Source organism: Rhizobium sp. WSM1274, assembly GCF_025200775.1.
Taxonomy (GTDB): Bacteria; Pseudomonadota; Alphaproteobacteria; order Rhizobiales; family Rhizobiaceae; genus Rhizobium; species Rhizobium leguminosarum_I.
In genome coordinates this window covers 3119454-3140398 of the sequence record NZ_CP104138.1, presented here as the reverse complement: position 1 = coordinate 3140398, position 20945 = coordinate 3119454, and the positions used below count along the sequence as shown (strand labels likewise).

The 20945-nt window shown below is 61.6% G+C and carries 18 protein-coding genes and 1 pseudogene; 11 read left to right on the top strand and 8 right to left on the bottom strand.

Going from position 1 to position 20945, the window contains the following annotated elements; all coding sequences use genetic code 11:
* The first annotated feature begins 98 nt into the window (after positions 1-98).
* The gene (locus tag N2600_RS15830; protein ID WP_260296755.1) at positions 99-1778 is read left to right on the top strand and encodes a formate--tetrahydrofolate ligase; all 1680 of its coding nucleotides are present in this window, start codon (positions 99-101) and stop codon (positions 1776-1778) included.
* 24 nt (positions 1779-1802) lie between these two features.
* On the opposite strand, the gene N2600_RS15825 is transcribed toward N2600_RS15830, so the two are convergent.
* Positions 1803-2792 (bottom strand): extensin-like domain-containing protein, encoded by a 990-nt coding sequence (locus tag N2600_RS15825; RefSeq protein ID WP_260109167.1) that lies wholly within the window; start codon positions 2790-2792, stop codon positions 1803-1805.
* Between the two features lie 209 nt (positions 2793-3001).
* Between N2600_RS15825 and N2600_RS15820 the strand changes: the two genes are divergently transcribed.
* The 6 genes from N2600_RS15820 (at position 3002) to queF (ending at position 10455) form a co-directional block, all read left to right on the top strand.
* On the top strand, positions 3002-5254 hold the full coding sequence (locus tag N2600_RS15820) for a TonB-dependent hemoglobin/transferrin/lactoferrin family receptor (RefSeq protein ID WP_260109166.1): 2253 nt from the start codon (positions 3002-3004) through the stop codon (positions 5252-5254).
* Positions 5255-5520: 266 nt separating this feature from the next.
* The gene (locus tag N2600_RS15815) at positions 5521-7710 is read left to right on the top strand and encodes an anthranilate synthase (RefSeq protein WP_260109165.1); all 2190 of its coding nucleotides are present in this window, start codon (positions 5521-5523) and stop codon (positions 7708-7710) included.
* A 121-nt stretch (positions 7711-7831) separates the two neighbouring features.
* Positions 7832-8071: a hypothetical protein gene (locus tag N2600_RS15810; RefSeq protein WP_003561395.1), complete on the top strand. Its 240-nt coding sequence runs from the start codon at positions 7832-7834 to the stop codon at positions 8069-8071.
* A gap of 15 nt (positions 8072-8086) precedes the next feature.
* Positions 8087-8758 carry a DUF2161 domain-containing phosphodiesterase gene (locus N2600_RS15805; RefSeq protein WP_260296754.1) on the top strand — a complete coding sequence of 224 codons (672 nt, stop codon included), beginning with the start codon at positions 8087-8089 and terminating at the stop codon, positions 8756-8758.
* Between the two features lie 318 nt (positions 8759-9076).
* Positions 9077-9991: a CDF family cation efflux transporter EmfA gene (emfA, locus tag N2600_RS15800; RefSeq protein WP_260296752.1), complete on the top strand. Its 915-nt coding sequence runs from the start codon at positions 9077-9079 to the stop codon at positions 9989-9991.
* Complete coding sequence (queF, locus tag N2600_RS15795; protein ID WP_170281354.1) at positions 9991-10455, top strand: preQ(1) synthase; 465 nt, start codon at positions 9991-9993, stop codon at positions 10453-10455. Before emfA ends, queF begins: the two co-directional genes overlap by 1 nt.
* 124 nt (positions 10456-10579) lie before the next feature.
* On the opposite strand, the gene N2600_RS15790 is transcribed toward queF, so the two are convergent.
* On the bottom strand, positions 10580-11356 hold the full coding sequence (locus tag N2600_RS15790) for a DUF2076 domain-containing protein (RefSeq protein WP_260296747.1): 777 nt from the start codon (positions 11354-11356) through the stop codon (positions 10580-10582).
* 279 nt (positions 11357-11635) lie between these two features.
* Between N2600_RS15790 and N2600_RS15785 the strand changes: the two genes are divergently transcribed.
* From N2600_RS15785 to leuA, 3 genes are all read left to right on the top strand, one after another.
* Positions 11636-12220, top strand: a complete 585-nt coding sequence (locus N2600_RS15785) for an ATP-dependent Clp protease proteolytic subunit (protein ID WP_017965367.1) — start codon at positions 11636-11638, stop codon at positions 12218-12220.
* Between the two features lie 194 nt (positions 12221-12414).
* The gene (locus N2600_RS15780) at positions 12415-13614 is read left to right on the top strand and encodes a benzoate/H(+) symporter BenE family transporter (RefSeq protein ID WP_260109162.1); all 1200 of its coding nucleotides are present in this window, start codon (positions 12415-12417) and stop codon (positions 13612-13614) included.
* 427 nt (positions 13615-14041) lie between these two features.
* Entirely contained in the window at positions 14042-15793 is a 1752-nt protein-coding gene (gene leuA, locus N2600_RS15775; RefSeq protein ID WP_260296746.1) for a 2-isopropylmalate synthase, read from the top strand.
* 41 nt (positions 15794-15834) lie between these two features.
* Here the strand turns inward: leuA and N2600_RS15770 are convergent.
* The 5 genes and pseudogenes from N2600_RS15770 to N2600_RS15750 all read right to left on the bottom strand — a co-directional run.
* Positions 15835-15987, bottom strand: a pseudogene (locus tag N2600_RS15770) (winged helix-turn-helix transcriptional regulator); the annotation flags it as partial.
* A gap of 4 nt (positions 15988-15991) precedes the next feature.
* Entirely contained in the window at positions 15992-16840 is an 849-nt protein-coding gene (locus N2600_RS15765; RefSeq protein ID WP_017965362.1) for an anti-sigma factor family protein, read from the bottom strand.
* Positions 16841-16842: 2 nt separating this feature from the next.
* A complete protein-coding gene (locus tag N2600_RS15760; RefSeq protein ID WP_017965361.1) occupies positions 16843-17352 on the bottom strand; it encodes an RNA polymerase sigma factor in 510 nt (169 codons plus the stop codon).
* Between the two features lie 187 nt (positions 17353-17539).
* Positions 17540-18100 (bottom strand): tetratricopeptide repeat protein, encoded by a 561-nt coding sequence (locus tag N2600_RS15755; RefSeq protein ID WP_064247836.1) that lies wholly within the window; start codon positions 18098-18100, stop codon positions 17540-17542.
* Between the two features lie 159 nt (positions 18101-18259).
* Positions 18260-19168: a metallophosphoesterase family protein gene (locus N2600_RS15750; protein WP_162116574.1), complete on the bottom strand. Its 909-nt coding sequence runs from the start codon at positions 19166-19168 to the stop codon at positions 18260-18262.
* Positions 19169-19241: 73 nt separating this feature from the next.
* Here N2600_RS15750 and N2600_RS15745 point away from each other — a divergent pair, with 73 nt between their 5' ends.
* Complete coding sequence (locus N2600_RS15745) at positions 19242-19718, top strand: NUDIX domain-containing protein (RefSeq protein ID WP_260056503.1); 477 nt, start codon at positions 19242-19244, stop codon at positions 19716-19718.
* Between the two features lie 80 nt (positions 19719-19798).
* Here the strand turns inward: N2600_RS15745 and N2600_RS15740 are convergent, their stop codons facing one another.
* The gene (locus N2600_RS15740) at positions 19799-20809 is read right to left on the bottom strand and encodes a glutathione S-transferase family protein (RefSeq protein WP_026154256.1); all 1011 of its coding nucleotides are present in this window, start codon (positions 20807-20809) and stop codon (positions 19799-19801) included.
* Between the last annotated feature and the right edge of the window lie 136 nt (positions 20810-20945).

Below are 20945 nucleotides of genomic sequence, written 5' to 3'. Positions count from 1 at the left end.
AAGGCGCAGCACTATTCACACCCCGCCGATATTTCGCTATCTCGATCAAGAGAAAAACAACGGCTCCGCGCCCGCGGATGTCGGACGGGGGAACATCCATGCCATCCATCAAATCCGATATCGAAATCGCGCGCGCCGCGGCCAAAAAGCCGATCTTCGAGATCGGGGCGAAACTCGGCATTCCGGTCGAGCAGCTCGTTCCCTATGGTCACGACAAGGCAAAGGTCAGCGCCGAGTTCATCGCCGCCCAAGCGGGCAAGAAGGACGGCAAGCTGATCCTCGTCACCGCAATCAATCCGACACCGGCGGGCGAGGGCAAGACGACGACCACCGTCGGGCTCGGCGACGGCCTGAACCGGATCGGCAAGAAAGCCGTCGTCTGCATCCGCGAGGCCTCTCTCGGCCCCTGCTTCGGCGTCAAGGGCGGGGCGGCCGGCGGCGGTTACGCGCAGGTCGTGCCGATGGAAGACATCAACCTGCATTTCACCGGCGACTTCCATGCGGTCACCTCGGCACACAATCTGCTGGCGGCGATGATCGACAATCACATCTACTGGGGCAACGAAGAGAATATCGACATCCGCCGCATCACCTGGCGGCGGGTGATGGACATGAACGACCGGGCACTCAGAAGCATGGTCTCCTCGCTCGGCGGCGTCGCCAACGGCTTCCCGCGCCAGGGTGGGTTCGACATCACAGTCGCCTCCGAGGTGATGGCGATCCTCTGCCTTGCCACCGATCTCAAGGATCTGGAGCGGCGGCTCGGCGACATCATCATCGGCTATCGTTTCGACCGGACACCGGTGCATGCGCGCGACCTGAAGGCCGACGGCGCCATGGCGGTGCTCTTGAAAGATGCGATGCAGCCGAACCTGGTGCAGACGCTGGAGAACAATCCGGCCTTCGTGCATGGCGGCCCCTTCGCCAACATCGCCCATGGCTGCAACTCGGTGACTGCGACCAAGACGGCGCTGAAGCTCGGCGATTATGTGGTGACGGAAGCGGGCTTCGGTGCCGATCTCGGGGCTGAGAAATTCTTCGACATCAAGTGCCGCAAGGCAGGGCTGAAGCCGGATGCGGCGGTCATCGTCGCGACCGTCCGGGCGCTGAAAATGAATGGCGGGGTGAAGAAGGAAGATCTCGGCTCCGAGGATGTCGTGGCGCTGAAAAAGGGCTGCGCCAATCTTGGCCGGCACGTCGCCAATGTGCGCCGGTTCGGCGTGCCCGTCGTCGTGGCGATCAACCATTTCGTCTCGGATACCGAGGCTGAGATCGCGGCAGTCAAGGAATTTGTCTCGAGACTTGGCGCCGAGGCAATCCTCTGCCGTCACTGGGCGCTGGGTTCGGCCGGCATCGAGGACCTGGCGCACAAGGTGGTGGAACTGGCAGAATCCGGGCAGGCGAAATTCCAGCCGCTTTACGGCGATGATCTTTCGCTGTTCGAAAAGATCGAGATCGTCGCCTCGAAGATCTACCATGCGGGCGAGGTGACGGCCGACAAGGCGGTGCGCGACCAGTTGCAGACATGGGAGGAACAGGGCTACGGCAAGCTGCCGATCTGCATGGCGAAGACGCAATATTCCTTCTCCACCGATCCAAACCTGCGTGGCGCGCCGGAAGGCCACATCGTCACCGTGCGGGAGGTGCGGCTTTCCGCGGGAGCGGGCTTCGTTGTCGCCATCACCGGCGAGATCATGACAATGCCCGGCCTGCCGAAATCGCCGTCGGCGGAGCGGATTTTCCTGAACGATCAGGGTTATATCGAAGGTCTGTTCTGATCCGGCGACGGCCTACCGGGATGATTAGTGGCAATAGCGATAGCCACCCTTCCTCTCGATCACGTCGAGATGGAAATGCGTCTCATGGGCGGCGTCGCTTTCGGGGTCGAGGACGGTGGTGAAATAGAGGCAGCCGGCGGCGCTGACGGTGCGCTGGAAGGCGCCGGTCAGCGTCGGATCCTCGCGGCGGGAGCGGACGGCAACATCCTCGCCCTTTTCGAAATGGAAGCTCGCAATGTCGATGGCGTTGCCGCGGGCATGTTCGGAGATCTTGCCGGTTCCAGCGCCGTTGCGCAGGCGGCACATATAGGCCGTTGCCTGGTTGACGGTGGTGATGCGGCCCTGCTCCGGCAGGGCGGCGGAGGCCGCCGGGATGACGCTGTCTTTCATCCAGCGGGCAAGGGCAAGCGCTGCCGGACAGCGGATCGTCGCCTCCGGCTTCAGCTTGATGCCGGGCAGGGCTTCGGAGACGATGATCGGCTTGTCGATGCCGCAGCCATTGCCGTCGTCGATGCGCGGCGCTTCCTTGAAGACCACACCCAGGGCCTGAAGCGCAGCCGTGCATTCGGCATGCTCGGCATCGCTTTCGGGCTCGATCGTCAGGTGTTGCTCTTCCAGTGTCTGCTCGCCGGGCGGCTTACCTTCTTCAGGGCTGCCGGGCGGTCGTGGCGGACCTTGCATCTGCTCTGTCGGCCCAGGCTTTGACGGTGCGGCCTGCGCTGGCGGCTGGCTCGGCACCGGTGCCTCCGGATCCTCTAGATCGGGTTTCGGCTGAGGGGCCGGGACCTCTTCGGGCGCGGGCGGTTCCGCCTTTTCCGAGGACGGGGAAGTGGGGTTGGTCGCCTGTCCGGCATCTGGCCGAGGTTCGGGCATCGGGCCTTGCGGGGGCAGGCGGGCGCCGGCAAGAAAGGCGCTAGCGGCGAAAAGGATCGCTAATATCGAAAGTTTTCTCAACGCGTCCGATTCCTCGTGTCCGTGGCCGAAGACAACGCATGAGGGCGTTTTTCGTTGCAATTGTGCAACGTCCTTGAAGATCGCTAAAACGTGATTGATATATTCAACATAAGGCGGTCAACTTATGTTGACAATATTAATCATGTTTTTTAAGCGCGAAAAGAAGGCGGAATTCTGCTCCGCCTTCATCCGCAAAAGCCTAGCCAGCCCCTCGAGCGTGCGACACGCCACGACCAGCCAGCCCGGTAATCATCATTAGAGGGTAGGTTATGATCGTCCGGCATTGGCGCTCGGTTCTATTGGTCTGCACGGCAGCCACAGTTGTTCTTCCTGTTTCGCAGTCTTTTGCGCAAAGCGCTCCGGCAGCCACGCCGCAAGCCGCGACGGATGACAGCACCGTCCTGGAGAAGATCGTCGTCAAGGGCAAACGCGTGGCGCCGGGCAGCGTCGCCGACACGCCGCTGGCGACCGAGATCACCGCCAAGCAGATGGCAGAAAAGCAGGTCACCAATTTTGACGATATCGGCCGCAGCGTCGATGCAGGCGTAAATTATTCGCGTGGTGACGCAGGCTTCAACCTGCGCGGCCTTTCCGGCGCGCGCATCCTGACTACCATTGACGGCATTCCGATCCCTTATATTTCGAACAGCGCGCGCCAGGGTGCTTTCGCCCTCAGCAACGCCAACGGCGGCGGCGACACCTTCGATTTCGATTCGCTGTCCTCGCTCGATATCGTGCGCGGGGCAGATTCGAGCAAGGGCGGTTCCGGTATGCTCGGCGGCGCCATCGTCCTCAATACGCTGGAGCCGGAGGATCTTATCCCTGAAGGCCGCGACTGGGGCGCGATCGTCAAGTCGACCTATGACAGTGAAGACCGCAGCATTTCCGGTTCGGCCGCCGCAGCCAAGAAGATCGGCGGCACGTCGATCTTGTTTCAGGGCGGTTACCGCAAGGGCCATGAACGCGACAACATGGGCGACAATGACAGCTACGGTCGTTTCCGCACCGAGGCAGATCCGGCTGATTTCGATCAACACAATCTGCTCTTCAAACTGCGTCAGGAGATGGAAGGCGGGCACCGCATCGGCCTGACGGCCGAGCGTTTCCGTCGCGACCTGCAGACCGACCTGCGTGAACAGCAAGGCACCGGACGCACCTATATGATCGGCAACTACGACGGTCGCGAACTGCGTGACCGCGATCGCGTATCGCTCGATTATGATTATGAGGCCCAGTCTTCCGACGCATTCTTCAGCAGTGCGCGAGCCACGCTCTATTGGCTGGATTTGAAGAAGGAATCCGGCAGCAAGGGCCGTACGGCAGCGAATGTGGCTTATGGCCGTAACAACGAGATCGAAAACGAAACCTGGGGCTTCAGCGGCACGGCGACGAAGGATTTCGAATATTCCGGTCTCAGCCACTCCGTTCGCGTTGGCCTCGATGTCGGCGTTTCCAGCTGGAGCCAGTATGGCTGGGCACTTTGCCCCACACCGACGACCTGCCCCTCGCTGAACAACCAGGCGGAAGTGCCCGATGTCGACAGTCAGAACCTTGGGTTGAGCTTCGAAGACAAGATCGAAATCGGCAATACCGGCTTCGCGCTGACACCCGGCTTCCGCTTTGACTGGTTCAACTACAATCCCTCAACCGGCGGGAGTTTCGCAAGCAATACCGGGCTTACCCGTTTCGGGGACCTGAACGACCGAACGGAAGCCGGCCTGTCACCGAAGATTCTTGCGACATACGACCTGACGCCTGACGTGCAGCTCTACATGCAGCTGGCAGTCGGCTTCCGCGCACCTACCGTGGACGAACTCTACAGCCGCTTCTACAACCCGACGGGCCGCTACGCCCAGCTCGGCAATCCCGATCTTGAACCCGAAATCGGCCGCGGCGTCGAAATCGGCGCCAATTTTGACACGGGCGATTTTACTGGTCGGGTCGCGGCTTTCCACACCCGCTACCAGAACTTTATCGAGACGGTGACGAGCATCGATGCGACCGGCTTCACGACGTTCAACTACGCGAATGTGTCAGCGGCCACGATCTCCGGTATTGAAGCCAGCGCCGTCAAGACGTTCAACAACGGCATCAATCTGCATGCGTCACTTGTCTATGCCTATGGCAAGAACGAGGATACCGCCCAGCGCCTGCGCTCGGTGGCGCCATTCAAGGCGATCGTCGGCGGCGGTTGGAGCAATGAGACTTTCGGCTTCGATCTTTCTTCTACGCTTTCGGCCGGCATGCTCACCGACCATCTCAAGACACCCGTCACCAACACCGCCGACACAACCTTCGATGCGCCCGGCTACGCAATCGTCGACCTGACCGGCTGGTGGACGCCGGACCAAATGCCGGGCCTGCGCGTGCAGGCAGGCGTCTACAACATCTTCGACCAGGAATATTTCAACGCGCTCGCCGTGCGCGATGTCAACCTGAGCTCGGCGACGGCGTCCCAGCCGCGGGAGTGGTATTCGGAGCCGGGTCGTACGTTCAAGGTGTCGCTGACCAAGACCTTCTGATCGCGATCACGCTTCCAGGGCTGGGGATGGGCGGCTTTCGGGTCGCCCTTTTCATTCCCGCATTCGCCTCTTGCGCAATGGCTGATCTCAGGCTAACAATTTTCTCCATGATCAAGTCCTTGAACATTGCAGTTTGGTGGTGGGTTCGCTAAGGCGGCCTCGACCAATCGTGTTCAAAGACGACGAGTGAGCCGCCCGAAACTTCGAGGCGGCTTTTTTTGTTTTATGGCCGCCTGTCGTCCGGGCCCCGATAACGGAGTGGAACAATGGTAACGATCCTGCGGGATGATGGTGCGGAAATCTACGAGACCAAGGGCGGCATATCCGTCACGCGGCAGCGGCGGGCGATCCCCTACGGCGATGCGGTCTCTTCCTATGTCGACAAGCTCGACGAGCGCCGCGGTGCGGTGTTTTCGTCGAACTACGAATATCCGGGCCGCTATACGCGCTGGGATACTGCCGTCGTCGATCCGCCGCTCGGCATCTCCTCCTTCGGGCGTGACGTCTGGATCGAAGCCTATAATGAACGCGGCGAAGTGATCCTCGGCTTCGTGACCGAGCGGCTGAAGACGGTGTCCGACATCGTGCTCGGCGTGTCCTCCGCCCGTCGCCTCGACCTGACCGTCAAGACGCCGGACCGGGTGTTTACCGAGGAAGAGCGCTCGAAGATGCCGACGGTCTTCACCGTGCTGCGCGCCGTCACCGACCTGTTCTATTCGCAGGCGGATGCGAGCCTCGGGCTCTACGGCGCCTTCGGATACGACATCGCCTTCCAGTTCGATGCGATCGATCTGAAGCTGACGCGGCCCTCAGACCAGCGCGACATGGTGCTCTATCTGCCGGACGAGATCCTTGTCGTGGACAACTACGCCGCCAAGGCCTGGGTCGACCGTTACGACTTCGAAAAAGGCGGCGTGTCGACCGAGGGCAAGGCCCAAGATATCGCGGCGGAGCCCTTCAAACACACGGATGCCATTCCGCCGAAGAGCGATCACCGGCCGGGCGAATATGCCGAGCTCGTCACCAAGGCGAAGGAAAGTTTCCGCAAGGGCGACCTCTTCGAAGTCGTGCCCGGGCAGAAATTCATGGAGCGCTGCGACAGCAGGCCGTCCGACATTTCCAAGCGGCTGAAGGCGATCAATCCGTCGCCCTATTCCTTTTTTATCAATCTCGGCCATCAGGAATATCTGGTCGGCGCCTCACCTGAAATGTTCGTGCGCGTTTCCGGCCGTCGCATCGAAACCTGTCCGATTTCGGGCACGATCAAGCGCGGCGACGATCCGATCGCCGACAGCGAGCAGATTCTGAAGCTCCTGAATTCGAAGAAGGACGAGTCCGAGCTTACCATGTGCTCTGATGTCGACCGCAACGACAAAAGCCGCGTCTGCGAGCCGGGTTCGGTCAAGGTCATCGGCCGCCGGCAGATCGAGATGTACTCGCGCCTCATCCACACGGTCGACCATATCGAAGGGCGGCTGCGCGACGACATGGACGCCTTCGACGGTTTCCTCAGCCACGCCTGGGCGGTCACTGTCACCGGCGCCCCGAAGCTCTGGGCGATGCGCTTCATCGAGAGCCATGAAAAGAGCCCGCGTGCCTGGTATGGCGGGGCGATCGGCATGGTCGGCTTCAACGGCGACATGAACACCGGCCTGACGCTGCGCACCGTGCGCATCAAGGATGGTATCGCCGAGGTGCGCGCCGGTGCGACGCTGCTCAACGATTCCATTCCTGAGGAAGAAGAAGCCGAAACAGAACTGAAGGCCTCCGCCATGCTTTCCGCCATCCGAGACGCCAAGACCGGCAATTCCGGCAGGATCCAGCGCGACGTCGCGAGCGTCGGCAAGGGCGTCAGCATCCTGCTCGTCGATCACGAAGACAGCTTCGTCCACACACTCGCCAATTATTTCCGCCAGACGGGGGCGACGGTTTCGACCGTGCGCACGCCCGTTCCGGAGGAAATCTTCGACCGGCTGAACCCGGACCTCGTCGTGCTGTCGCCAGGACCTGGAACGCCCAAGGATTTCGATTGCAAGGCGACGATCAAGAAGGCGCGGGCGCGCAACCTGCCAATCTTCGGCGTCTGCCTCGGCCTGCAGGCGCTCGCCGAAGCCTATGGCGGGGAACTGCGCCATCTGGCGCTGCCGATGCACGGCAAGCCCTCGCGCATCCGCGTGCTGGAGCCTGGCATCGTCTTCTCCGGCCTTGCCAAGGAGGTGACGGTCGGCCGCTACCACTCGATCTTCGCCGATCCCTCGACGCTGCCGCGCGAGTTCATCATCACGGCGGAAAGCGACGACGGCACGATCATGGGTATCGAACACGCCAAGGAACCGATCGCCGCAGTGCAGTTCCATCCGGAGTCGATCATGACGCTCGGTGGCGATGCGGGAATGCGGATGATCGAAAATGTCGTGGCGCATCTGGCGCGCAGGGTGAAGACGAAGGCTGCGTGACGGCAATTTCGCCTGGCCCTTCCTACTATGGGAAGGGCCAGGCGTCAGGCCGCCGGGCCGCGACTTGACTTCTTCCGGCAAATCAGAACATTTCAGGAACGATCAATCGGAACCTGTCGCCGTGGCCAATGCTGAAAAGTTCATCGTTCTCCCTTACCGCAAGAACCGCGGCAATCTCGTGCCCGGCGAAATGCGCCAGGCATCGAACTCCGTCAGTGCGGAAAAGATCGCCTCGGCGATGGCTGAGCGTTTCGTCGGCGTGGCGGCCTATGCCGTGATCGTCGATGAAGAAACCGGCGACATGTCGTCGCCGCGATTGCTTGCACGATATGGCGAGATTGCCGATCTCAACGCCGCCTGAGGCGCCGTTTTTACCATGGAGACGTCGCTCTACCTGCCGGTCAAAGCTTTCCTGGAGGCGGCTGGTTATGTCGTGAAGGGCGAGGTCGGCGGATGCGATCTCGTCGGCTTGAGCGGCGCCGAGCCGCCGGTCGTGGTGGTCTGCGAACTGAAACTCTCCTTCAATCTCGAATTGCTTCTCCAGGCGGTTGACCGCGCGGCGATGAGTGATGAAGTCTGGGTCGCGGCCCGCGTTTCTGCCAAAGGCCGAGGGCGGGAGGCCGATAAACGATACCGCGACCTCTGCCGGCGACTTGGTATCGGCATGCTTGGCGTCTCCGATGGCGGCGAGGTCAGCATCATCGTCAGCTCTGTCTCGCCTATGCCGCGCACCAATCCGAAGCGGCGCTCGCGCCTTGTCAGGGAGCATCAGCGCCGCCGTGGCGACCCCGCCGTCGGTGGCGGCTCGCGGGCGCCGATCATGACCGCCTATCGCCAGCAGGCGTTGCTCTGCGCCTCAGCACTCGATGGAGGGCTCAAGCGGCCGCGAGATATGAAGGCGCTTGTGCCCAATGCCGGCCCGATCCTGCGCGACAACGTCTACGGATGGTTCGAGCGGATAGAAAAGGGTGTTTACGCCCTGACGTCTGCAGGACAGGCTGCTCTTTTGCGCTGGCCGCAGCCTGTCCTTTCCGACCCGGCTCCTTGAGCCGGCGCAGTACCAAGCAAAGGGGATCGTTCGACGAGCGCTGCTTTCCGGCTACTGCATAGCCCCTAAAGCGGAATCGATTTGAGGATAAAATTATGCAGTAATTCAAAGTGTTACGGCGTCTTTTACGCGTCCGAAAGGATGCGCGGCGCTGTAAGGCCGGCAACGCTTGTGAACGGCGTGTCATTCCCCTTTGACAAATCCTCCGTCATCGCCCATATCACCCTAGACTGAACCGCCTGCGCGACATTCGCGTGGGCGGTTTTGCGTTTCAACGGCTTAAAAGCTGCAATTCATTCGCAACCGCAGGGGGACGATATGAGTGACGACGGCGATCTTACGGTTCGGAAGCTGGCGATGTGGGGGATTCCGCTGTCGCTCGGCGTCATGGGTCTGAAGATGGTGGCGTGGTGGGTCACCGGGTCGGTGGCGCTGCTGTCGGACGGGCTCGAATCGTCGGTCAATGTCGCCGCCGCCTTCATCGCCTTCTTCGTCATCCGCTACGCGCAGAAGCCGGCCGATCACGACCATCCCTTCGGCCATCACAAAGCCGAATATCTGTCTGCCGTCACCGAGGGCGCGCTGATCATCGTCGCCGCCCTGCTGATCGTCAACGAAGCGATCGGTTTCCTCGCCGAACCGCGCATGCTCGATGCGCCGGTACTCGGCCTTGCGATCAATTTCGCGGCCGGCGTCATCAATGCGATCTGGGCGCGGCTGTTGATCCGGACGGGGCGCCAGCACCGCTCGGCGGCGCTCGCGGCGGATGGGCAGCACATCATGTCCGATGTGGTGACCTCTGTCGGCGTGCTCGTCGGCCTGCTGCTGGCGCTGGCGACGGGCTATGCGATCTTCGACCCGATACTCGCCATCCTTGTTGCCGTCAATATCCTCTATCAGGGGTGGAAGGTGATCTCGCTATCGATCGGCGGCCTGATGGACCAGGCGGTCGAGCCGCAGGAGGAGGAGGCGATCAAACAAGCGATCGCTACCCACGCCGAAGGCTCAATCGGCGTGCACGACCTGAAAACGCGACGTGCGGGTAAAGTCACCTTCATCGATTTTCACATGGTGGTGCCAGGAGCGATGTCCGTTCGGCAGGCGCATGATATATGCGACCGCCTTGAGGATGCCATCAGGGCGGTGCACGAGGGCGCCACTATCGCAATTCATGTGGAGCCGGAGGGCGAGAAGGCTCACGGCATCCGCGTCAAAGTCGTCAAGGAGGCATGATGCCGAATACCGATGTTTCCAGCCTGTCGATGCTGGGTCAGCAAACCGAAACCGCAAGATCGCCGGAAGAGGCAGTGCTTGAGAAAGTGCCGTCCAACCATGCCGGCACCGATTATGTCGTGCGCTTCACCGCGCCGGAATTCACCTCGCTCTGCCCGATGACCGGGCAGCCGGATTTCGCCCATATCGTCATCGACTACATTCCAGGCGAATGGCTGGTGGAATCGAAGTCGCTGAAGCTCTTCCTGCATTCCTTCCGCAATCACGGCGCTTTCCACGAGGATTGCTCGATCTACATCGCCAAGCGCATCGTCGAGTTGCTCGATCCGAGGTGGCTGAGGATAGGTGCCTACTGGTATCCGCGCGGCGGCATTCCGATCGACGTCTTCTGGCAGACGGGCACACCGCCGGAGGGCGTGTGGCTGCCGGAACAGGGCGTCGCCACCTACCGCGGCCGTGGGTGAGCCGCGGTCGGGCAAAGCCCGAGCAATCGATCCAGCGAATCGATTGCAGCGGCGAACGCCTTGAGCTTAAGCGAAGGGCCGGGATACGGTGCGGCAACCGCTGCCCGTCTCCAACCGCCAAACCTCACACATCCGTAACGTCGTCACTGGACGAATCGTCGGTGTAGTCGTCGCCGTCGTCATAATTGGCCTGCTGCAGATTGTCGTTGTCGTTATTATCGGCCGCATTGTCGGACGCCTGGCGGGTGTCGTCATTGCCGTAATAATTGTTGATGACGGTTTCCTCTGTGGGCGCGCTGGCATTGCCAAAGGGGTTGGCGCCGAAGGGCGAGCCCCAACCAAGTGAGGACATGTGATTGCCGAAGATCCCGCTCAGCGAATTGGCAAGCAGCATGCCGCCGGCAACGCCGGCTGCCGTGCCGAGCGCACCGCGCAGGAAGCTGCCGCCGGCCGACGGCGCCGAGACCTGCTGGCTCCAGGGGCCGGTCGGCTGTTGCTGCTGCGGATGGCGGCCATCGCGGTCATAGCCGCGTGAATCGTCATCGGCGCGGGACTGCTGACCCCAGGGACCGGGATTGGAGGGGACGGGTGCCGGTTGCTGCGTCTGGGTGTTGCCGAAGATCGAGCTCAGGAAGCCGCCGCCCCGCTCGGCCTGGTGGTGTTCACTCTCGCCGGCTTCCAGCTGGCGGACACGCTCTTCGAGTTCCTTGATGTGGTTGGCCGCCGCCTCCAGCCCCTTTTCCTGAACGATGACGGCCTGGGCCAGATAGTAGGTGGCGGAGGGCTGTTCGCGTGTCGCCTGTTCGATCAGGGCCTCAGCGTCGCGGTCGCGCGGCTGGGCCGCTGCGGTGCGCACACGGTCGAAGAGGGCGGTCAGCAATTGGCGTTCTTCGGGTGACATGTTCTGCCTCCTGTTGGTCCGGAGCACTCTCGTATCCGACCGGACGCGTACAGCGCTCCATGGTTTTTCGGTGCAGCTATCGCTGCGTGAGGTTGAGGTAGGAACCGATTCAGGCTTTTCAAAGCCTTTCACCGTTACATTTCAGTAAGGCTTGCAGAACGGCGCGCGGCTTCTTAAGGATATCTCCATCGCTTCGGTGCCTTGTGTTTTTCCCACATTGTTTTAGGCATTGAGTCGCACTATGTGCGGGGAAGCCGAATTCATCTCCAAGAGGTTCGAATGAACGACGAAGACCAGGACGACAAGACGAAGGAACTGCCGCTCGGCAAGGAAACGGAGGCGAATCTTTTCAAGTCGCGTTCGATCTTCATCTACGGGCCGATCAATCAGGAATTGGCGCAGAAGGTCTGCTCGCAGCTCGTGGCACTGGCCGCGGCCAGCGACGAGGACATTCGCATCTATGTCAATTCGCCCGGCGGTCACGTCGAATCCGGCGATTCCATCCATGACATGATCAAGTTCATCAAGCCGAAGGTCTGGATGATCGGCACCGGTTGGGTCGCCTCCGCCGGCGCGCTGATCTATGTCGCCACTCCGAAGGAGCGGCGCCTGTGCCTGCCGAACACGCGCTTCCTGCTGCATCAGCCCTCCGGCGGTACGCGCGGCATGGCATCCGACATCGAAATCCAGGCGCGCGAAATCATCAAGATGAACGAGCGCCTGAACAGGATCATGGCAGAGGCCACCGGCCAGCCGCTCGACAAAATCGCCAAGGATACGGATCGCGACTACTGGCTTTCGGCCGAAGAGGCGAAGGAGTATGGCCTCGTTTCGCGGATCGTGACGTCTCAGGCCGATATCTGAGCTTTCTCAGCCAAAGCTGCCGAGAACCCGCCCTTGCCTGCCGATGGCAGGCGAGGGCGCTTTGTTTTCGGATAAGGCTTGAACGGAGATGGTCTCCTATCGACAAGGTCTGAACGGAAAGCACAGAGTCCGGACTTGCGCCTGCGGCAACCATCATGCTCCATGCGCCATTCCCGCAGCCCGCGAGTCCTGCCATGCTCAAAGATTTTTCCGTCCAGGCCCTGTTCATGGGGCTGCTGACTGCCTTCGTCGGTTCTGCCAGCTCCTTCGCCGTCGTGCTGCACGGGTTACAGGCGGTCGGCGCCACGGACGTACAGGCGGCTTCGGGGCTCATGGCATTGTCGATTTCGATGGGCATCTGCGCGATCGTGTTGAGTGCCGTGACCCGATTGCCGGTCAGCATCGCCTGGTCGACACCGGGTGCCGCACTGCTGGCAAGCACCGGGGCGATCGACGGCGGCTTCAATGCGGCGGTCGGGGCATTCCTGATCTGCGCTGTACTGATTATCGTTGCGGGACTGTTCAAGCCGCTCGGGCGAGCGGTTGCCGCGATTCCGACACCACTCGCCAATGCGATGCTCGCCGGCGTGCTCATCGGCCTGTGCTTCGCACCGGTGAAGGCGATCGGCTTCAATCCGCTGTTCGGCCTGCCGATAGCCGTCGCATGGATCGTCGTCGGCGTCTTCAAGCGGCTTTGGGCGGTGCCGGCAGCACTCGCAGCCTTCGCGCTGGTGCTCGCCTTCGGCGTCGATATCCCCGACGGTGCGCTCGGCTCGCTGGAACAATCACTCGTGCCAACGGCGGAAATCGTCCGGCCGGTGTTCAATTTGGCCGGCCTCATCTCGATCGCGCTGCCGCTCTTCATCGTCACCATGGCTTCACAGAACATTCCGGGTATCGCGGTGCTGAAGGTCAACCACTACGATCCGAAGCCCGGTCCGCTCTTTGCCGTCACCGGCTTCTTCTCGCTGCTGTCGGCGCCGTTCGGCGGCCACGCGGTCAATCTGGCGGCCATCACCGCGGCGATGTGCGCCGGACAGGATGCCCATGCCGACCCGAAGCGGCGCTATTGGGCGTCGCTGATCGCCGGCGTCGGTTATATCATCCTCGGGCTGCTTGCCGGCGCGGTGACGGCCTTCGTCGCGCTGGCGCCTTCGATCCTGATCGAGGCGGTAGCGGGGCTGGCGCTGGTCGGCGCCTTCTCGTCCTCGGCGATGTCGGCCTTCCAGGCGCCAGCCTCCCGTGAGGCGGCGGCAATCACCTTCCTCGTCACCGCATCCGGGGTTTCCTTCGGCGGCATTTCCGGCGCCTTCTGGGGCCTGATCGCGGGTGGGCTGATGCTGGCGCTGTCGCGGCTGGTGAAGATTTGGAAAGACCGAGCTCAGTCGAGGTAACGGAAGGTCGTTGTGCTCCCCAAATGCCGGATCCTGGCGCTTGCAAGCAGCTCCGCCGGCAATAAGGACAGTTCGTCGATCGTTGGCGGCGACCAAAAGCCGGGCAAGGACTTGCCAGTCTTACTGCCCGAGGTTATAAGCGCGGTCATGAAGACCACTGGCGCCAGAATTTCTGAGACGATTGTACGCGGCCGCATCGCCCTGCGTGACGTCTCGCGCGCCCTGACCTCGCTTCTTCTCCTCGGCCTTACACGCGGTTGCCGGGTCCTTTGAGGAGCGCCCGGCGGCCGAAAGCCCGCCCGGCCATCGCTCCTCGCGACTCATTTTCAAAATTGACCTAACGACCGACGAGGTCCGCATTTGTTTATCGCCAAGCCCGACCTGATCGGCTAAGAGCGGGCAAATGCCGGGACGAGGAGACGATACGATGGACGCAAAGACGCAATCCTCCGAAAATAAGATGGCCTCCAAGAGCGGAACGAGCTCCGCAAAAGGCATGCCTGACGCCGCGGTGAAATACCGGGCCTATCCGCAGGTGAACATTCCTGACCGCACATGGCCGACGAAGACCATTACCAAGGCACCGGTCTGGTGCTCGGTCGACCTGCGCGACGGCAACCAGGCGCTCGTCGACCCGATGGGACACGATCGCAAGGCGCGGATGTTCCATTTGCTGATCGAGATGGGCTTCAAGGAAATCGAGATCGGTTTCCCCTCGGCCTCGCAGACCGATTTCGACTTCGCCCGCTGGTGTGTGGAGGAGGGCAATGTGCCCGACGACGTCTCCCTGCAGGTATTGGTGCAGTGCCGCCCGGAACTCATTACCCGCACCTTCGAAGCACTGGAAGGCGCAAATCGGCCGATCGTGCACTTCTACAACTCCACCAGCGAGTTGCAGCGCCGCGTCGTCTTCGCCAAGGATGTGCAGGGCATCAAGCAGATCGCCGTCGATGCCGCCAAGATGATCACCGATATGGCCACGAAGGCCGGCGGCGGTTACCGTTTCGAATATTCGCCGGAGAGCTTTACCGGCACGGAACTCGATGTGGCGCTGGAGATCTGCAACGCCGTCATCGAGGTCGTCAAGCCGACGCCCGATAACAAGCTGATCATCAACCTGCCATCCACCGTCGAGATGGCGACGCCGAACGTCTACGCCGACCAGATCGAATGGATGTGTCGCAACCTCGACAATCGCGAGAACCTGATCGTTTCGCTGCATCCGCATAACGACCGCGGCACCGGCATTGCCGCTGCCGAATTGGCTCTGCTGGCAGGTGCCGACCGCGTCGAAGGCACGCTGTTCGGCAATGGCGAGCGCACGGGCAATGTCGACATGGTGACGATGGCGCTGAACATGTTCACGCAAGGCGTCGATCCCGAGATCGACTGCTCGAATATCGAGCGCATCAAGGAAGTGTTCGAATATTCGAACCAGATGGCGATCGGCGAGCGTCATCCCTACGTCGGCGAACTGGTCTATACCGCTTTCTCCGGCTCGCATCAGGATGCGATCAACAAGGGTATGAAGGCAGCACAGGTCGCCAATCATCCGGTGTGGGAGGTTCCGTACCTGCCGATCGATCCGCGCGATGTCGGTCGTTCCTACGAGGCGATCATCCGCATCAACTCTCAGTCCGGCAAGGGCGGCATCGCCTATATCCTGCAGCAGGATTACGGGCTGAACCTGCCGCGTAACCTGCAGGTGGAATTCCGCGAGGATATCCAGCGCATCACCGACGTAGAGGGCAAGGAGCTTCCGTCCCGGCGCATCTACGACCGCTTCATCGAGCGCTACGTGACGCAGCCGGAAGGGCGCCTGCGCTTCGTCGACCATCACACCTATCCCGACACCGAGCACAAAGGTCAGCGGATCGTCGCAGCCGAGATTACCGACAATGGGGAGATCAAGCGCATCGAAGGGCGCGGTAACGGTCCGATCGACGGCTTCATCAACGCGCTGTCGCATTATCTCGGCATTGAGATGTCGGTCGAGGACTATTCCGAGCATTCGCTCCAGCATGGCTCGAACGCGGCGGCGATCTCCTATGTCGAGACCTCCTATCCCGGCGGCAAACTCTTCGGCGCCGGCATCAATACCAACATCGTCGCGGCATCGCTGGAAGCGATCGTCTCGGCCGCCAACCGCGTGCTCGACGTGAAGGCCGGCAAGGCCTGATCTTAAAAGGACTCAGGCCGCGACCGCAGCAATTCAAAGTGTTACAGCGTCCTATCCGCGTCTGAAAAGATGCGCTGCGCCGTCGCGCGGCGCGGCCTGACGATGCAGTCGGCGATATCGCCGGCTTCGTTGCGCGCCTCGGCATGGCGCTGGCCCCGTTGGCAGAGCGCCAGCAGCACCGGCTCGAGGCCGAGGCAATCAGATCGCGGTGGCGATCTCCATGGCGAGGTGTCCGAGGGTTGCCTCGGCGGAGGGGCCGGCAAGCACATACGAGGTGCCGGCATTGTGCCAGGTCACGAGGCCGATCTCGTCCTTGATCGTTTCCTTGAAGTCGTCGGTCTCGGGCGGCTGCGCGTCCTTGCGGAAACAGATGGAGATAACGTCGCCGTCGGCGTTGGAATAAACGAGCTGCCCGACAGGGCGGCTGTCGCCGAGGATGACGCGCGCGCCCTGGAAGGTCCAGGCTTCGGCGCTGAGATCAGGCACACGGAAGGGCACGCCGATCGCGGTCGTCAGCCAGCTGGAGATTTCCTCGGCCTGCGAGGCAGGCACTTCGACGAGATGGCGGGGCTGGCGGATCAGCAGGCGCTGATAGGCGGTGACGTCGCCCAGCCAGTCGTTGGTATTGGTCGGTGCCGTATTGGTGGTGGTGGCCATGGTGGCGATCTCGTCGGCATCGGGGGCTGCGCCGACGAAATAGCCGATGCCGCAACCGACGACGAAGAGGATGAGAGCGGCGGCCAGCGCCTGCGGGCCGCTCGGCGCCAGTTTCACCTGCGGACGCGTGGCGCGCTGGGCGATCGGCGTTTTTGGCGGCTGCGTGCTCTTGATGGAGCGGACGAGGGCGAGCGGCACCGGCTCCTTGAGGATATCGTCGAGGCGGCGGCGGCCAAAATCGGCGCCGTGACGCAGCTTCTCATGCAGCCGGCGCGCATTCTCGTCACTTGCCAGACGCTGTTCCAATTCGTGCCGCTGTTCGGGCGAGACTTCGCCGTCGAGAAGGGCGGTGAGCTGGGCTTCGAGCGGCAATTTCCTAAAATCGAGCAAATTCAGTACCTGTGGATCGGGTGAGTGCCGGCGAGCCCGGCGAAATGCAGCCTCGCGGTGGCGAGCTGAGAGACGACGTTTGTCAACGGAATGCCCATGATGTCGGCCGCCTGCTGATAGCTGTGGCCTTCGACGTCGACGAGCAGGAACATGCTGGAAACGCCATCCGGCATATCGGAAATCATGTGATGGATGGTGTCGGGATCGACCGCAGCCGAGCGTTCGCGCGCGGCCTCGCGAATATCGGTGACGTTGCCGCGGACGGAAGCCTTCGGCTTGCGCTTGCGGATGTCGTCAGTCCATTGCTGGCGGGCAAGCGTGTAAATCCAGCTTTCCAGCCGGCCTTCGCCGCTCCATTGATGACCTTTGGAAATGGCGCGCTGACAGACGGCCTGAACGAGTTCATCGGCCACGGCAACCTCACCCGCGAGCGTGATCGCGAAGCGGCGAAGGCGGGGTAGGAGGCCGACGAGATCACGCCGGAGATCGATGGTCGTTGCGGGCTGACGCATTGTCTATCCAAGAAGCATTCACAATGGTCTCGCGGACGAAGGGTTCGCCGTCGGGCGCGAAACCGACTTTATCGACGCTGTCGATGCATGAGCTTTATGAAACAAGTCTCCTGCACTTCGCAAGCATCCGGTCGTCTTCATCCCTCTTTCCCGAGAGATTTTCGTATTGTGGCCCGCAAAGCTTGCGTCAATATGTCTTGTAGCCGTTCAAGCTTTGCAGCAGGGAGCGATAGGCCCAGGTGCCTTCGCCGCCGCGATCACGGATTTCGACAAGCTGGACGCGGGCGCCCTGGATGTCTCCCTGTTCCACCAGCGCCATGCCCATATAGGAGCGGGCGAGGATATAATTCTCATCCGCCTGCAGCGCCTTGCGGTAGTAGGACATGCCGAGCTCCATGCGGCCGGCCTTGCGATTGGCGTAACCGAGATAGTTCAGGACGCGCGGGTCGTTCTGGTTGCGAGCGAGATTGAGCACCGTGATTGCGTTGTCATACTGCCCGGCATATGCAAACTCGCGGGCGAACTGATAGAGATCGTCGTCATTGAAGCTGCTCTTCTTCGGGTTGACACATTCTTTCTTGGCCTTGTCCCAGACCTTGCCGCCGGTGCAGGTCTTGGTCGTCTGGGTCTTCGGCGGCGGATTGGTGTCATCGTTGCTGTCGCCGGCCGCAAAAGCGGCCGTGGCGATGCCGAAGGCAAAGCCGGCGGCGAGCGAAAGTCTGGACAGGTAACGGAAAGAAGAAGTCATCGGCGCGCTCCATTCTCAGGCAATGCAGTTGCTCGGATTGTACGCTTACCACTAAAAATACCAAGAGGGTAAGCAACCTCCATGGCAAATGTTGCGACGGTGGCCCGATGTCCTCGCAGATCGATTCAAGTGCTGCATAAAAAGCGTTCAGAAGTGACGCTAAGGCGCGAAAATATCGGCACTTTCCGGCATCACCGCGTCGCCGGCCCTGTTGAGGCTGAAGCGCTCGCCGCTGAGCTCCCAGGCGCCGGGAGAGCCGTCGATGGAGAAGAGGTTGTAGGCGGCGGGCGGCTTGACGCTACCCGGTCCCTGCGAGGCTGAGGCAATGCCGACGACCGGCACCGGCTGCACCTGGCCGCGCAGCCAATGCAGCGTGTTCAGGTGCGTATGACCGTGTAGCACGAGTTCGGCGCCGCCCGTCGAAATCACGGCGGCGAAGCGGCGGATGCCGATCATCCGTTTGTAGAAGGCCGTGGCGCCGCGGATTGGCGGATGATGGATCATGACAACGCGGAAGAGCCCGGCTTCCCCAGCCGCGCGCAACATGTTGACAGTATCGCGGGCCTGTCGCGCGCCGAAAAAGCCGGAGGCGGCGAAGGGAGGAGTGGCGACCGCCGTCGAGCAGCCGACAATCGCGACTTTGCCGCGAACACGCAGATAGGGGAAGATATGGCGGTCGTCCTGCCACTGCGGCGGAGCCAGATCGCCGCGGACATAATCATACCAGGCGCGCATCGACTTCTCATAGGCGCCTGGTACATAGGCGTCATGATTGCCGGGAACGACTGACGTGTTCGCGGGATCGCCGAACGCGCGCAGCCATGCAGCCGCGGCGCGAATCTCAATGCCGCTCGCCAGATTGACGAGGTCGCCGGTGACGGCCAGGTGATCGGCCTGGTGGGCGCGAATGTCGTCGAGCAGCAGATCCAACGTGCTGCCGAAAAGGTGCTTGCGTCGATTTCGATGCCAGTTCACAAAGCCTGTTATGCGTTTTGAAAACAGCTCTTGAACGGAAAGACTGGGCAGCGGCCCGAGGTGGACGTCGGAGATATGCGCGAGCTTGAACATGTTACGAGACATAGACCAGCTTATTGACAAATCAAACACATCGGGCGCGATGAAGAGCTGAAACGGAGTGATAGTGGATAAAGAGAACCGGCCCCTTCACATGAGGCTGGCATTGCGCCTGCTGCATGTCTATTTCAGTTTCGTCCGCAGCATGACCGTGGGCGTGCGGGCCGCTTGTTTCGATGCGGACGGGCGCATCTTTCTCGTGCGCCACAGCTATGTCGGCGGCTGGCATATGCCAGGCGGCGGGCTGGAGCGCAACGAGACGGTCGAGGAAGCGCTTGCCAAGGAATTGCGCGAGGAGGGCAACCTCAGGATCATCGGCAAGCCGCAGCTGATCCAGGTCTATTTCAATACCACGACCACAAGGCGCGACCATGTCGTCTTCTACCGGGCGACCGTCGAGCAGACGGCTCCGCGGCCGCCGGACTGGGAGATATCCGACAGCGGCTTCTTTTCCCTCGACAGCTTGCCCGAGGGCACGACCAAGGCGACGTATCGCCGTCTCGCGGAGCTTCGCGGCGAGCGGGAGTCCGACCACCGCTGGTGAACCTCAGGCGGCGGCAAGCGACTGCATAATTTCTTAAATCGGAATCGATTTAGGGATAAAATTTGCAGCAATTCAAAGTGCTACAGCGTCCTTTGCACGTCTAAAAAGGCGCGCGGCGTTGTAGTGCGGCCGTGCGGACTGTCGAGATCGAGCGCCGGGCCGACGGGAACGATGCCGGTCGGATTGATCGTTTTGTGGCTGCGATAATAGTGCTGCTTGATGTGGTTGAGGTTCACCGTCTCGGCAACGCCTGCGGTTTGATACAGGTCTCGCAGATAGCCCGGCAGGTTGCGGTAGTCGGCGATGCGGCGGATGTTGCACTTGAAATGGCCGACATAGACAGCGTCGAAGCGCACCAACGTGGTGAACAGGCGCCAGTCAGCCTCGGTCTGGCGGTTGCCGAAGAGGTAGCGGCCCTTGCCAAGGCGCTCGTCGAGCATGTCGAGCGTTTCGAACAGCTTGCCGACGTTTTCTTCATAGGCTTGCTGGGTGGTGGCAAAGCCCGCCTTGTAGACGCCGTTGTTGACGGTGTCGTAGACGATAGCGTTCAGCGCATCGATGTCGGAGCGAAGGTCCTCGGGATAAAAATCGGCTGTCGAGCCGGTCAGCCCGTCGAAGGCGCCATTGAACATGCGGATGATCTCGGCGGATTCGTTGTTGACGATCGTGCCGGTCTTCTTGTCCCAGAGCACGGGAACGGTGACGCGGCCGGAATAGCGCGGATCGGCCCTGACATAGATCTGCCAGAGCGTGGTGGCGTCGAAGAGGTGGTCGCCGGTGGCACCGCCGCCGACCTTGAACTCCCAGCCGTTCTCGAGCATCAGCGGATCGACGACGGAGACCGAGATCAGCTCTTCGAGCTTCTTCAGCTTGCGGAAGATCAGCGTGCGGTGCGCCCAGGGGCAGGCGAGCGAGACATAGAGATGGTAACGCCCGGCCTCGGCCTTGAAGCCACCACTGCCCGAAGGGCCGGCCTCACCGTCCGATGTCACCCAGTTGCGGAACTGCGAGGGCTGCCGCTTGAAATGGCCCTTGCTCTCCTTCGTGTCGTACCAGACGTCATGCCAGACGCCATCCACCAGCATTCCCATGGTCTTCATTCCCTTCATTGCGTGTTGGAACGGAAGATATCGCAGATGCCAGGGCTTTACAGGCGACAAAGATTGAACAGTGCGTCACGTCGCGCATTTTGCGTTGGACGGCGGAAATTTTTCCTGCTATCGGCGT

Bases quoted from the DNA above. Each gene is read 5' to 3' on its own strand.
- queF (WP_170281354.1), top strand. From the start codon at position 9,991: ATGCCGAATACCGATGTTTCCAGCCTGTCGATGCTGGGTCAGCAAACC.
- N2600_RS15780 (WP_260109162.1), top strand. From the start codon at position 12,415: ATGCTCAAAGATTTTTCCGTCCAGGCCCTGTTCATGGGGCTGCTGACT.
- N2600_RS15750 (WP_162116574.1), bottom strand. From the start codon at position 19,168: ATGTTCAAGCTCGCGCATATCTCCGACGTCCACCTCGGGCCGCTGCCC.
- N2600_RS15830 (WP_260296755.1), top strand. From the start codon at position 99: ATGCCATCCATCAAATCCGATATCGAAATCGCGCGCGCCGCGGCCAAA.
- N2600_RS15785 (WP_017965367.1), top strand. From the start codon at position 11,636: ATGAACGACGAAGACCAGGACGACAAGACGAAGGAACTGCCGCTCGGC.
- N2600_RS15755 (WP_064247836.1), bottom strand. From the start codon at position 18,100: ATGACTTCTTCTTTCCGTTACCTGTCCAGACTTTCGCTCGCCGCCGGC.
- N2600_RS15820 (WP_260109166.1), top strand. From the start codon at position 3,002: ATGATCGTCCGGCATTGGCGCTCGGTTCTATTGGTCTGCACGGCAGCC.
- emfA (WP_260296752.1), top strand. From the start codon at position 9,077: ATGAGTGACGACGGCGATCTTACGGTTCGGAAGCTGGCGATGTGGGGG.
- N2600_RS15790 (WP_260296747.1), bottom strand. From the start codon at position 11,356: ATGTCACCCGAAGAACGCCAATTGCTGACCGCCCTCTTCGACCGTGTG.
- N2600_RS15815 (WP_260109165.1), top strand. From the start codon at position 5,521: ATGGTAACGATCCTGCGGGATGATGGTGCGGAAATCTACGAGACCAAG.
- N2600_RS15740 (WP_026154256.1), bottom strand. From the start codon at position 20,809: ATGGGAATGCTGGTGGATGGCGTCTGGCATGACGTCTGGTACGACACG.
- N2600_RS15760 (WP_017965361.1), bottom strand. From the start codon at position 17,352: ATGCGTCAGCCCGCAACGACCATCGATCTCCGGCGTGATCTCGTCGGC.
- N2600_RS15805 (WP_260296754.1), top strand. From the start codon at position 8,087: ATGGAGACGTCGCTCTACCTGCCGGTCAAAGCTTTCCTGGAGGCGGCT.
- leuA (WP_260296746.1), top strand. From the start codon at position 14,042: ATGGACGCAAAGACGCAATCCTCCGAAAATAAGATGGCCTCCAAGAGC.